The organism is Peribacillus sp. RS7, assembly GCF_041956845.1.
Taxonomy (GTDB): domain Bacteria; phylum Bacillota; class Bacilli; order Bacillales; family DSM-1321; genus Peribacillus.
Window position 1 is genome coordinate 4,629,709 of sequence record NZ_CP168135.1, and the last position, 12,561, is coordinate 4,642,269.

10 protein-coding genes and 5 pseudogenes are annotated in these 12,561 nt (G+C 39.2%); 12 read left to right on the forward strand and 3 right to left on the reverse strand.

The features are described 5' to 3' along the window. Positions 1-7: 7 nt before the first annotated feature. The gene (gene hxlA, locus ACDZ29_RS23050) at positions 8-655 is read right to left on the reverse strand and encodes a 3-hexulose-6-phosphate synthase (RefSeq protein ID WP_048686234.1); all 648 of its coding nucleotides are present in this window, start codon (positions 653-655) and stop codon (positions 8-10) included. 222 nt (positions 656-877) lie between these two features. Here hxlA and ACDZ29_RS23055 point away from each other — a divergent pair, with 222 nt between their 5' ends. The 4 genes and pseudogenes from ACDZ29_RS23055 to ACDZ29_RS23070 all read left to right on the forward strand — a co-directional run bounded on the left by ACDZ29_RS23055 (position 878) and on the right by ACDZ29_RS23070 (position 4,181). After that, the gene (locus ACDZ29_RS23055) at positions 878-1,243 is read left to right on the forward strand and encodes a helix-turn-helix domain-containing protein (protein WP_063593816.1); all 366 of its coding nucleotides are present in this window, start codon (positions 878-880) and stop codon (positions 1,241-1,243) included. A gap of 474 nt (positions 1,244-1,717) precedes the next feature. Further along, positions 1,718-2,226: pseudogene (locus ACDZ29_RS23060) on the forward strand (type 1 glutamine amidotransferase domain-containing protein). Positions 2,227-2,322: 96 nt separating this feature from the next. Beyond that, positions 2,323-3,039, forward strand: a complete 717-nt coding sequence (locus ACDZ29_RS23065) for an SDR family oxidoreductase (protein WP_375088794.1) — start codon at positions 2,323-2,325, stop codon at positions 3,037-3,039. 251 nt (positions 3,040-3,290) lie between these two features. Next, positions 3,291-4,181: an aldo/keto reductase gene (locus tag ACDZ29_RS23070; RefSeq protein ID WP_289324962.1), complete on the forward strand. Its 891-nt coding sequence runs from the start codon at positions 3,291-3,293 to the stop codon at positions 4,179-4,181. A 188-nt stretch (positions 4,182-4,369) separates the two neighbouring features. Here ACDZ29_RS23070 and ACDZ29_RS23075 read toward each other — a convergent pair. Then, positions 4,370-4,951, reverse strand: a pseudogene (locus ACDZ29_RS23075) (recombinase family protein); the annotation flags it as partial. 126 nt (positions 4,952-5,077) lie between these two features. Between ACDZ29_RS23075 and ACDZ29_RS23080 the strand changes: the two are divergent. After that, positions 5,078-5,512 carry an OsmC family protein gene (locus ACDZ29_RS23080; RefSeq protein WP_289324963.1) on the forward strand — a complete coding sequence of 145 codons (435 nt, stop codon included), beginning with the start codon at positions 5,078-5,080 and terminating at the stop codon, positions 5,510-5,512. Between the two features lie 262 nt (positions 5,513-5,774). Here the strand turns inward: ACDZ29_RS23080 and ACDZ29_RS23085 are convergent. After that, positions 5,775-5,888, reverse strand: a pseudogene (locus ACDZ29_RS23085) (6-phospho-3-hexuloisomerase); the annotation flags it as partial. A gap of 595 nt (positions 5,889-6,483) precedes the next feature. On the opposite strand from ACDZ29_RS23085, the gene ACDZ29_RS23090 reads away from it, so the two are divergent. From ACDZ29_RS23090 to ACDZ29_RS23120, 7 genes and pseudogenes are all read left to right on the forward strand, one after another. Beyond that, a complete protein-coding gene (locus tag ACDZ29_RS23090; RefSeq protein WP_289318621.1) occupies positions 6,484-6,807 on the forward strand; it encodes a helix-turn-helix transcriptional regulator in 324 nt (107 codons plus the stop codon). A gap of 20 nt (positions 6,808-6,827) precedes the next feature. Further along, a complete protein-coding gene (locus ACDZ29_RS23095) occupies positions 6,828-7,793 on the forward strand; it encodes a TIGR03571 family LLM class oxidoreductase (protein ID WP_289324964.1) in 966 nt (321 codons plus the stop codon). Positions 7,794-7,824: 31 nt separating this feature from the next. Continuing rightward, positions 7,825-8,830 (forward strand): annotated as a pseudogene (locus ACDZ29_RS23100) (LLM class flavin-dependent oxidoreductase). 156 nt (positions 8,831-8,986) lie between these two features. Then, positions 8,987-10,012 (forward strand): LLM class flavin-dependent oxidoreductase, encoded by a 1,026-nt coding sequence (locus tag ACDZ29_RS23105; protein ID WP_375088795.1) that lies wholly within the window; start codon positions 8,987-8,989, stop codon positions 10,010-10,012. 211 nt (positions 10,013-10,223) lie between these two features. Then, complete coding sequence (locus ACDZ29_RS23110) at positions 10,224-10,412, forward strand: hypothetical protein (protein ID WP_375088796.1); 189 nt, start codon at positions 10,224-10,226, stop codon at positions 10,410-10,412. 89 nt (positions 10,413-10,501) lie between these two features. After that, positions 10,502-11,339: pseudogene (locus tag ACDZ29_RS23115) on the forward strand (alpha/beta fold hydrolase). Next, positions 11,332-12,543, forward strand: coding sequence for a SpoIIE family protein phosphatase (locus tag ACDZ29_RS23120; RefSeq protein ID WP_289324969.1), 1,212 nt, complete (start codon positions 11,332-11,334; stop codon positions 12,541-12,543). Before ACDZ29_RS23115 ends, ACDZ29_RS23120 begins: the two are co-directional and overlap by 8 nt. Positions 12,544-12,561: the final 18 nt, after the last annotated feature.

The following is a 12,561-nucleotide window of genomic DNA, read 5'->3' on the forward strand; positions in this document are numbered from 1 at the left end:
CTTAGGATTAACCTGCTGTAACTGTTTGTTCTTTAATCATTTGTTGCATTTTGGCAGCAGCAGCTTTTTTATCAGCTTGTCCAGTAATCCCGCCGCCTACAATGACAAGGTCCGGATTTACTTTTATGACTTCTGGAAGTGTTTCTAATTTAATGCCGCCTGCGATGGCCGTTTTAGCATTTTTAACCACACTTTTGATGGTTTGTAGATCTTCAAAAGAATTTTTTCCGACTGCTTGAAGATCGTAGCCCGTGTGAACACAAATATAATCCACGCCCATAGTATCCACTTCTTTAGCACGTCCAGCAAGGTCTTTTACCGCAATCATATCGACAAGGATTTTTTTACCTTGTTTTTTCGCTTCTTCTACAGCACCTTTAATCGACATATCTTCAGCCGTTCCAAGAATAGTGATGATATCAGCACCTGCTTCGGAAGCTTTCATCACTTCATATCCAGCAGCATCCATAATTTTCAGGTCTGCTAATACTTTTAAGTTAGGGAATGCTTCTTTTACTGCCTTTACAGCATGGAGACCTTCGTTGATCACAACCGGTGTTCCGATTTCTACGATATCTATATGCTCCTCTACTTCTTTTACCAATTCGATTGCTTCTGGAATGTTGACTAAATCTAATGCTAATTGTAATTCCATCTATGTTTCACTCCTCATAATTTTTTAAGCTTGTTGCACAGTAGTAATAATGTCCATTGTTCACTTTCATTTCTCCGGGCAGCCGTAACCAATGCTCTTGTTAACAATGGTACAGTGTTAGTATAATGTGTATATTAAAAGTGTGGAAGTACGCACTTTATTGTTACATAGTGTTAAAAAGTATACTATGTGTTATTCTATATAGAAGTGGAGGTGAAACAAATGTCACGTATGCAGGAAAAAATGTTTAACTGTGAAAAAGAATTAACGCTTTATGTTATTGGCGGTAAATGGAAAATGCTGATTTTGTGGCATTTAGGAAAAGAGGGAACGAAGCGATTTGGTGAGCTGAAGGCTCTTATGCCGGGCATTACCCAACGAATGCTTGTTAACCAATTACGCGAGCTAGAAGAAGACCTCATTGTTGAACGAAAAGTCTATCCTGTTGTTCCGCCAAAAGTAGAATATTCATTGACCGAACAAGGAAAAAGCTTAATGCCAATACTCGATTCCATGTATGAATGGGGTAAAAACTATATGGAGAATGTGATGGATACTCCTGCCAATAAAAGTGCACCTATTAAATAGCAATCATTCTAAAAAGAGGGGATTAAAAACCACAAGTAGACTTTTAATAAGTCAAGACTTGTGGTCTTTTTATTTGCAATGATCCAGTTCATAAAGGAAATAAAGGAGTACATTCTGGAAAAAGGTAAATAATATTCCTGTGTTGTAAAGGATTTTAGCTGAACTGTTTTATAGTAAGGAATCAAGAATAATACATATTTTCAGGTGAGATGATGAAAAAATGCCAATAACAATAAAGGAATTTGGTGTGGGATAAGCAGAATTTGAAAAACACCTGAACCAGATGGCAGCAGGAGCTTTTGAGGATCCTTGTACTCCGTCCAATCCACGAGAAGTATCGGTGGAGGATATGAAAAAAATCTATATTGCGGCTTACAACGGAGATAAAATCAACTTCTAATGAAGATAATCAGAACATGGTACGAAAATGAATATTTTTACTTCTGTTCTATGATTTTAAGGAGGTTAATGAACATGAGCAAAAAAATCGCTACGCTTATAACAAACCTATTTGAAGATGTGGAGTACACTGAACCAGTACAAGCCTTTAAAGAAGCTGGTCATGAAGTTATCACGATTGACAAACAATCAGGTAACGAAGTAGTAAAAAAGGCACAACCGTAAAAATTGATAAATCCATTGATGAAGTTCATCCTGCAGACTTTGATGCGTTGCTTATCCCTGGTGGATTCTCTCCCGATTTATTGCGTGAAGACGATCGTTTTGGTGAATTTGCAAAAGCATTTATCCAAGATGGAAAACCTGTTTTTGCCATTTGTCATGGACCACAAGTGTTAATCGATACACACCTTTTAAAGGGTGTCGACATCACTGGCTATAAATCCATTCGCAACGATTTGAAAAATGCTGGTGCAAATTTTAAAGACGAAGAAGTTGTCATCAGCAAAAATATTGTAACAAGTCGAGAACCAAAAGATATTCCAGCATTTAATCGTGAATCACTTAAACTTTTAGCTAAATAATGCTGATGTAAAAACGTAAATATTTCTAACTTGCGGATTCATTAATCAGGATCCACAAGTTGGTTAAACAAACGTATGAATAAAGGAGGAATTGCGTTGTCATTAAAAGGAAAACGAGTGGTTGTTTTAGGAGGTACATCTGGTATTGGTTTAGCCGCTGCTAAGGCGTTTATCGATGAATCCGCTCAAGTTATTATTGCTGGCCGTTCTGCTTCAAAATTATCTGACGCAAAAGTGAAGCTTGGTGGTAACGTAGAGGGCTATGAAATCGACTTTCGCAGCGAGGAAAAGGTTGCAGACTTTTTCAAGAAGGTTGGGAAATTTGATCACCTGGTGGTTACAGCAGGTGAAGGCGTTATGGGTCACTTTAGCGAACTGCCTGTTGCAACCGTAAGAGAGGCTTTTGATAGTAAGTTCTGGGGGCAGTATATTTCGGTTCGCGCTGCTCTTCCATACTTGAATAATGAAAGTTCTATTACATTAACTTCTGGTGTATATGGTGTGCGTCCTCCTCAAGGTGCAACGACTCTAGCTTCCATTAATTCAGCAATCGATGGATTAGTACGAGGACTTTCAGTAGACCTGGCACCCATCAGAGTAAACGTGGTATCACCTGGTATCGTTGACACTCCTCTTTACGGCGGAATGCCAGAAGATCAAAGACAAGATATGTACCATGGGATTGCTAAGCAATTACCTGTCGGACGTGTTGCTCAACCTAAAGATATTGCTGAAACCTATGTTTACCTAGTGAAAAATGGGTTTACAACTGGCACATCGGTTCTTATCGATGGAGGAGCTCATCTGATCTAATCCATTTGATATCAAAGTCGATTGATAAATTTATTTAGAATAGATGAGGATGACTCAAAGTGTCAGACACTTATAGGCCATCCTCACTTCTTTGTTTTTTTTGCACAGACGGAAGCAGAAATGGCCATATCATGCAACAAAGAAGGATTTTTTTGGTTGCGGAAATTTTAAATATATGCGTAATTATACGAAGAGACGTTAACATTCTACTTCTATGATACCCAAATACATAAAAGAAAGGGTCGAGCCTAATGGAAGAAAAGAAAAGAGCGGAAATTAAAAATGCTTTAGCCAAACACGTGGTAACCCTGCCTGACGGCACTTCTTTACCTAGTCTAGGACAAGGAACATGGTACATGGGGGAAAATCCCCAAGTGAGAGACAAAGAAATAAAAGCCTTGCAGCTCGGCTTAGAATTGGGTATGAAACTTATTGACACTGCTGAAATGTATGGAAATGGAGACTCTGAACGCTTAGTTGGCAAAGCCATTAAAGGGCGCAGAAATGAAGTCTTTTTAGTCTCAAAAGTGTATCCCCATCATGCAGGTTTAGATAAGATTTCAAAAGCATGTGAAAACAGCTTAAAACGACTAGGAACAGACCACTTGGACTTATATCTTCTCCACTGGAGAGGACGTGTTCCTTTAGAGGATACAATTGAAGGAATGGAAAAACTACGTGAAGAAGGGAAAATTTTAAGATGGGGCGTCTCTAATTTTGACACGATTGATATGGAAGAGCTATGGAACACTAAGCATGGAAAAAATTGTGTGACGAACCAAGTGCTATACCATTTAGGTTCAAGAGGAATCGACTTCGATCTCTTACCATGGCAGCGTGAACATAACATGCCAATCATGGCCTATAGTCCCCTTGCTCAAGGAGGCTCTTTAAGAAGACAGCTTTTAAACGATTCAGCTATTCATGATATTGCTGACAAATACAATGTCCAACCATTACAAATCGCTCTTGCTTGGACCATCCGTTCGAATAACGTCATCTCTATTCCAAAAGCGGTTCAAGATGAACATGTTTTAGCAAATGCTGAAGCAGCAGCAATTGAGTTTACTGAAGAAGATCTCAGTAGAATAGATCAAGTATTTCCTAAACCTACTAGGAAAATGCCATTGGATATTATTTGAAAATTCACTTTAAAGAGGGAATATTTTTGGAGTTGCTGACAATCTAATAGGAATTTCAAAAAAACTGTGTAGAATTTATTCCATACAGTTTTTTTATCGGGGAAGTTTAATACCCTTTTCGAATTATTCCCGCATAACGTAGTAGTGCTAATTGGACGGCAAAGCCTAATCGATTGTAGTCCCGCGATGACTCGTCGATAAAAGGTATTTGGCTTTAAATCAAGACGCTTCATTCCTTCTGTCGAAGTAATAAATCCAGATTTCCACTCATCATACACCTGAATGAAATCAGCATTGATCTTGTACTTACGTCGCCCGAATTTCACTCCCTTATTCTTTGCTACTTCAATTCCTTCAGCCTGCCGTTGTCTATTTTTTTTACGTTCTTGCTCAGCGGCATAAGAAAGTAGACTTAAAAATTGGTCCTCCATTAACTTCCCAAGATCACCCATTCCCCGGAATTTCCGGCTATCAAAAGGCGTCTCATTCTCTAATACCACAATAGCTGGGTTTAACTTTCGAGTAATATACTTCCACTCTCGAATAATACCATCATAATCCCGACCTAATCGATCTAGTGCATCAAGGTATATCAAATCCCCTTCGCGAATGATTAGGAGCATCGCCTGATACTGCGGACGATTGAAATCTTTTCCACTTTGTTTATCAATGAAGATATAACGTTCTTCAATTCTAAGTTCACGAAATTTCTTAAGCTGTCGTTCTGTATTTTGATCCTTAGCTGAATCACGAACGTACCCAAATTCCAAAAATAGCCACGCCCTCCAAAATGTTCTTCTTGTCTTTTAACGAAGTGTTTGCGATACCCATCGAGTAAAAACATACGTGAATAGGCAAGATATATATGCATTTAATATATTGAAGGAGTGTTAATTATGGCTGATATGAAAATAAATGTGAATGCAATTTGGGATGGTGGGGTAACAGGGAATGGAACCCTTAAAGCGGAGTATCTGGATACAAAAATCGCTATTCCAACATCATTAGGAGGTAGTGGTAACGGAGCAAATCCAAAAGAGGTTCTCGTTGCTTCTGTAACAACTTGTTATGCAGCAACACTAACATTTGTGCTTGAAAGCAGAAAACTTCCTGTGGAAGAACTTACAGTGAACTCTGAGGCAAGTATATCTGATAATGAGTTTAAAATTATCCATTATCCTCACATCGTTTTATCTGCTGGCGCGACAGAAGAACAAATTCAATCTGCACAAAGAGCGACAGAAGCAGCAGATAAAGGGTGCGATGTCGGAAATATATTGAAAAAAGCAGATGTTAAAATTGAAGTTCAAGGTAAAGTTTCTGTGAAATGATATGATTCACCCAAAGATGTAGAAATAATCACTTTTTTGTTCAAATTTATCAATCTTCCACAATCGAGGCATTATCTAAAGTATGGAAAAAAGCCCAATTTCTCAATTTAATGCTGAGAAATTGGGCATTTTAATATTAGTATTTCCTTAACGTTGTAAATTTGCGTTTTGCTGGTGGTCCCCTTTATAAAAAATAAAAAGGAGCTAGTGTTATGCAGTTACCTGAAGACTTTAAAAATTTTTTAGGCATAAACCCATCTACTATCCCCATGTGCATCATTCGCATGGCAAAGGATTTACCCATAAGCCCGGATCTTCCTGCACCCGCTACAAAAACAATCCCATTAACCAGTTTTTCAGCTTCTTCGTTAGCTATTAAGTCTACTGAACGATAGTTTTGTACAGAAAGTCAATACTTTTTGAACATTGAATGTCTTCCTGCCCTGTTCCAGCACATAATTTATGTGGAATCTCATCACTTTCCTCTATAAATTCCTGTGCACTTCTACACTTGTTAATCCATTTTACAATATCATCCTGAGAGGGTTTACTCTTTGACTCAATAAAGACTGCTTCAAAACGTTGTTTACAAGGATCCCAAACGAAGCAACAGAATCCATAGACATTGTATCGTCATCTATAACATCATTTTCATCAGAAGTTTCTTCACCTATCCTTTTAAAGTCTTGATTTTCAAAGCTATATACCAACCCAAACCATTTAAAAGATGGGCAAAATAATCCTCATCTCTTTGCCACCTGTTCTCTAAGCTAATTTGTGTAGTTCCTTTATAAAGCCGTTTCCTAGCCCTGTCTAAAGCATAAAATTTGATTTTGGGTATAAAGGAAAATAATATAGAGATATCGCAAATTATCAATTTCCTTTTGTTCGATTAGTTTATACGCATTCCAAGCAAAATAGATTTTAATAAGATCAGAAAGGGGCGGGCACCGTTGAATCGGGAATCAAATATGATAAATGACGAACAGGCAGTTGAAATTTTCAAGGCTCTGTCAAATCAAATAAGAGTAAATATTCTGCAAATGTTGAAAGAACCTGATAATAACTTTTCCCCGCAGGCCCATGTCATCAAAGAAAAAAGCTTTGATGGCGGGGTTTGTGTTAGTGATATTCGCAGCAAAGTAGGACTATCACAGTCCACTACCTCCCAGTATTTATCTATCCTATTGCAAAGCGGTCTGGTGGAAATGAAACGAATCGGACAATGGACTTATTATCGACGCAATGAGGAAACCATTAAACAGTTTGAAAAGTATATAGGCTTAAAAATATAACCTTTTAAGGAGGACCAAGAGTGAGTTTTCAAAATCATCGTGCCTATAACAGCATGTACCAGAAAGACAAAATGACACTCGGATTTATCCTCCCGACTGCCAGGATGTCTAAAAATCCGATTATGGAGAATCAGCTGGAGCTTGCCCGTAAAATTGAGGAATATGGCTTTGCTTCATTATGGCTCCGTGATATTACGATGCAGAATTTGAATATTGATGATAACGGCCAAAAGTTCGATTTATGGATTTATTTGACGTATCTTGCTGCCTATACGAAGCACATTGCGTTAGTGACAGGAAGTGTAGTTCTCCCTTTGCGCCACCCCGTCAGGGTAGCCAAGGAAGCTGCATCAATCGATCAATTGTTTCCAGGTCGATTGATTATGGGAGTGGCATCAGGGGACAGGGAAAAAGACTTTACAGCTTTAGGGATATCTAAGCAAGAAAGCGGTCCGTTATTTAAAGAAAATTTCGAAATTCTCGACCGGCTGTTAAAAGAGGATCAGCCGACAATCCACAGCAACGCCGGGCTGATCGATGGTACAGATATGAGGTTAATCCCAAAGCCTGTATCTCCGATTCCGACCATGGTGACTGGATTTAGCAATCAGTCTATCAATTGGATAGCCAGGAATGGGGATGGGTGGCTTCAATACCCAAGAAGCATTATTCAACAGGCGCAGCTTATCCAGGATTATCGTGCTTTAACTGAAGTTCATGCTCCAGGAGATTTTAAACCCTTCTCTCAAAGCTTGTTCATCAATTTATTGGAAAATCCCGATGAAATGTCTGTACCCATACCCTTAGGCTATTCCGTGGGAAGAAACCGTTTAGTTGATCTACTTCATCAATTTCAAGCGATTGGTGTCAACCATTTGGCGTTTGTTCTGTATTTTTCCAAGCGCCCTCCAGAGGAAGTAATCCAGGAACTTGGAGAATTTGTTTTACCTTACTTTCCAACCCATAAAGGTACAGGCCAGCTTTAAAAAATTTAATTGTATAAAAGGAGGAAGAATTATGACAAAGAAAATAGAACTTTCAGTGCTAGATCCCTCCCCAATTGTCGAGGGAGGATCAGCCGAACTTTCCCTTCAAAACACGCTTGATCTAGCAAAGAAAACAGAGCAGTGGGGATATAAACGGTTTTGGCTTGCTGAACATCATAATTGGGCAGGAATGGCGAGTTCAGCATCCCCGATCGTAATTGGACGAGTAGCCTCTGTCACGGAAAAAATGCGTATTGGATCAGGCGCAATGCTGCTTTCCCATTATTCTCCTCTTTCCGTGGTGAGCAATTTGGAACATTAGAAACCTTCTTCCCTGGCCGAATCGACCTTGGATTGGGGCGGGCACCTGGCACCGACCAATATACAGCAAATGTATTGCGGCAGCGGGTTGCTGGTGAACCTGAATTTGATGCTCGGCTTGAGGAGCTTATCGCATATCTTTATGGTACAGGAACAGCCACTAAGAATGGTTCATTTAGCATTCACGCCATTCCCGGCGAAAAAAAAATGTGCCAATTTGGCTGTTAGGTTCAGGGTTTTATAGTGCACAATTGTCTGGAATACTTGGGTTACCATTCTCTTTCGCGGGACATTTTGCTCCAGGTAACATGATGGAGGCCATAAAACTGTACCGGGATTATTTTCGTCCGTCTCAATTTTTGGAGGAGCCTTATGTACTGTTAGCCGTACAAGTGGTGGCTGCTGATGAGAAACAGGAGGCACAAAGGCTTGCCACTTCGATGTATCAAAAGTTTCTTTTGTTAACCCGCGGACAGCCTTCGCCCATTTTGCCACCAGTTGATAATATGGACAAGCTTTGGAACGATAATGAACGCAGGGCGGTTGAAGAACAGCTTTTCACTTCCATCATCGGGGACCCTGCAGGTGTGAAGCAGCAGCTCCATGAGTTAATAGAAAAGACTGACGCTGATGAAATTATGGCTCATACAGAGATTTTTGATCATAAGGCACGGCTGCGCTCTTATGAAATTTTGGCTCAGGCTGCAGTAAATTAAACATTGTCTAGTCTAATAAAGGATGTATTTTCTGCAGATATTAAATCAGTTAAATTAATGTGATTTAGATTGAAGCAGTAAAAGAAGACAAAGAATACAACCTGTAAATTCTTTTATAGGTTTGAAACGAAATTTTTAAAGAAAGAAGATGAGCATATGCCTGAAAATAATACAAAACAAATTACGGATATTCCATTCTCGGTCCTGGATCTCTCTCCAATTGCAGATGGAAGGACGCCGGCTGATTCTTTTCGCAATACTTTGGAGCTGGCCCGGCTCGCTGAAAAGCTGGGGTATAACCGATATTGGCTCGCTGAGCATCATAATATGCCATTTATCGCCAGCTCTGCAACATCGGTAGTCATTTCCCATGTTGCAGCAGGTACATCAAAAATCCGGGTAGGTTCAGGCGGCATTATGCTGCCGAATCATGCACCTCTTGTTATTGCTGAGCAATTTGGTACTCTGGAATCATTATATCCAGGACGTATTGATCTTGGCTTGGGCCGTGCACCAGGCACTGATCAGCTTACCGCACGTGCATTAAGACGTGACTTGAGAAGTTCAGGAGAAGATTTCCCTGAGCAGCTGGCTGAGCTCCGGAATTACTTTGACCCTTCCCTGGCACAAGGATATAGTCATGTTAAAGCAATTCCGGGTGAGGGATTAAACATACCTATTTGGCTGTTAGGTTCGAGCGGATACAGTGCCCAGCTGGCAGGAGAGCTTGGACTGCCGTTTGCATTTGCGAGCCATTTCTCGCCGCATAACACACTGCCGGCTATCCAGCTGTACCGCCGTTCCTTTAAGCCTTCTAAAGTACTGGACAAGCCGCATGCAATTGTAGGGCTAAACATCATTGCGGCCGATACAGATCAAGAAGCTGAGCGGCTCGCTACAACATTGCAGCAGCAGTTCTTGAATTTGATGCGCGGGAAGGAAGTCCCATTGCAGCCGCCAGTGGATAATATTAATGATATAGCGAGCGACTATGAAATAGCCGCCCTTGAGAATCAATTAGGAACTTCGATTGTCGGCAGTCCTCAAATCGTAAAAGAAAAGCTGGAAAAGGTTCTGGATGAAAGTCAAGCCGATGAAATTATGGCAATCGCCCAGGTTTACGATCATAAGGCCCGCCTCCATTCCTATGAAATATTGGCAGAAATTACTCAGCTAAAATAGGTCAAAACTGGCAACACCATGGAAGAAACGTTGCAATTAGTGGACTAGTTAGCGGACCAGGACCTGGATTATCTCCATATTTCTGTCGGCGGCTTTTGGAACGGATCAATCTGTGATGATAACAATCAGACATCCCGAGTTGTTATGATCCATGAGCGTGTCGGCGATCGTGTTCCTGTGATTGGTGTTGGGATGCTGCGGACACCATGAGATGAAAGCATTTGAAACAGGTGTACCTTTATTCGCTTTAGGGAGGGAATTGATTTTTTCATTTCTTCCCTCTTCTATTTCTTTAAAACCACGTTTAAACATACAAGGCGATTTTACTGTATGGGAGAAGTTGCTTGATAGTCGAGATAATGAGGTTTTAAGTAATATAAGTAATCCTGATAAAAAGTGATAAGTGAGGAAGAGTATAATATGAGGATGGATTAGACAGTTTGAAAAATGTTATATTTTTTACAGTTATGATAAGAAAGGGGCTTTATTATGAACCCAAATATCCTAAACCGAAATAATGTAAATATCAAAGGTAATGGAGAACAAACTATGATATTCGCACCAGGTTTTGGATGTGACCAAACGGTATGGAAATCTGTATCTGAATCATTTGAAAGTGATAATCAAATTATTTTATTTGATTATGTTGGGATGGGTAAATCAGATGTAAAGGCATTTGATCCGAATAAATACAGCAAACTTTCCGGTTATGTCCAAGATGTGATAGATGTTTGTTCAGCCTTAAATCTTAAAAATGCAATATTTGTTGGTCATTCCGTTTCAGGAATGATTGGTTTACTCGCATCACTACAACATCCAGAGTACTTTTCCCGTCTTATTTTGATCGGTCCATCCCCTTGTTACCTTAATGACCTCCCTGAATTTTGGAGGTTTTGAGAAAGAAGATTTGATAGGCTTAATTGATATGATGGATAAAAATTATATCGGCTGGGCAACTTTTTTTGCTTCAACCGTTACAAATAATCCCGGTCGGCCAGATGTTGCAAACGAGCTGGAAAATCGCTTTTGTTCTACTGATCCCGTCATTGCTCGTAAATTTGCAGAGGCTTGTTTCTTTGCAGATAACCGTGAGGACTTGCCAAAAGTTACCGTACCTTCTCTGATCATGCAATGTTCTGAAGATGTAATTGCTCCTACCGTAGTAGGTGAGTATCTGAGTCAACATGTACCCAAAAGTACGATTACATATATGAAAGCAGCAGGACACTGCCCGCATATGAGTCATCCTGAAGAGACGGTTCAATTAATCCGTGATTATTTGGGGGAATTTCCTAGTAAAGTTGTTTTGAGCCCGGCTTATGAATGAGCAATTAAACCATGCTCCTTGTGGTTTCGTTACACTTTCAAAGGAGGGCATTCTTTTATCTATTAATCAGACATTAGTACAATTGCTTGGATATAGTTCAGAGCAACTGGTTGGACATCACATCAATGTAATTCTTGCTAAATCTGCCCGGTTATTTATTCAACTTTATTTCTTTCCATTAGTAACCGTTCAACATCGAATAGAGGAAATGTATCTCTCGCTTACAAATGTAAGTGGAGAGGAAATACCAGTTCTGATTAACGCCACCCTCAGCCAAGATACGGATAACCAAGTTATAACGTGTGTCGTTATACCTATGCAAAGAAGAATCGAATACGTAAACCAGTTAATTATATCAAAAAAACTCGCTGAGGATGCTCTAAAGGAAACAAGTGAAGCTAATTCTAAATTGGAGAAAGCCCTTAAGGACTTGGAGGAAAATCAGCAGAAACTTTTGGAGGTTAATAAACAGAACGAAAAATTCAAAAGAGATACTCATAATGAATTGAAACTAGCGAAGAAAATACAAGAAAGGTCACTACCTGAAACTATTTCTGATGATCACATTGAGATTGAATCATATTATTTTGCATCGAGGGAATTGTCAGGTGATATTTATGGTTGCTATCAAATAAATAAACATCGGTATGGAATTATTTTATTAGATGTAATGGGACATGGTATTTCTTCCGCACTTATAACCATGTCTCTTCAATCTTTATTCCAAAGGTTGATTACAAAAGGAGCTGCTACTAATGTAGTTATAAAAGAATTAGATGATCATTTACATACTTTGTTCCATAACAATCAAGATTCCTGGCATTATTGCACGGCTATTTATCTTATTATTGATACCGACAAACAAACTATTGAATATACGAATTCTGGTCATCCACCAGCTATTTTTCAGAATTCTGCAGGGAATCAGCTAGAACTACGAGCAACCTCGCCCCCAATAGGAACATTTGAGGGAATACAGTTTAAAATAGAAACATTTAATTATGATAAAGGTAGCAAGATCCTTCTATACACAGATGGTGTCTCGGAGCCTCTTGGCTTCCACCGGTTGGGTTCCTTGTTAATGGAGCACTCATCTGATTCTTTGATTGGGTTAAAAGAAAAAATTTTGCAATCACTTCAGAATGAAGGAGAAGAGAAATTTAAAAATGATGATCAGTGTTTTATTTTGATTGATTTAAAATAAAATATTAACACAATATTT

What these genes read in the sequence shown, in the direction of transcription:
- hxlA (WP_048686234.1), bottom strand. Translation starts at nt 655, where the DNA reads ATGGAATTACAATTAGCATTAGATTTAGTCAACATTCCAGAAGCAATC.
- ACDZ29_RS23055 (WP_063593816.1), top strand. Translation starts at nt 878, where the DNA reads ATGTCACGTATGCAGGAAAAAATGTTTAACTGTGAAAAAGAATTAACG.
- ACDZ29_RS23070 (WP_289324962.1), top strand. Translation starts at nt 3,291, where the DNA reads ATGGAAGAAAAGAAAAGAGCGGAAATTAAAAATGCTTTAGCCAAACAC.
- ACDZ29_RS23080 (WP_289324963.1), top strand. Translation starts at nt 5,078, where the DNA reads ATGGCTGATATGAAAATAAATGTGAATGCAATTTGGGATGGTGGGGTA.
- ACDZ29_RS23090 (WP_289318621.1), top strand. Translation starts at nt 6,484, where the DNA reads ATGATAAATGACGAACAGGCAGTTGAAATTTTCAAGGCTCTGTCAAAT.
- ACDZ29_RS23105 (WP_375088795.1), top strand. Translation starts at nt 8,987, where the DNA reads ATGCCTGAAAATAATACAAAACAAATTACGGATATTCCATTCTCGGTC.
- ACDZ29_RS23110 (WP_375088796.1), top strand. Translation starts at nt 10,224, where the DNA reads ATGAAAGCATTTGAAACAGGTGTACCTTTATTCGCTTTAGGGAGGGAA.
- ACDZ29_RS23120 (WP_289324969.1), top strand. Translation starts at nt 11,332, where the DNA reads ATGAATGAGCAATTAAACCATGCTCCTTGTGGTTTCGTTACACTTTCA.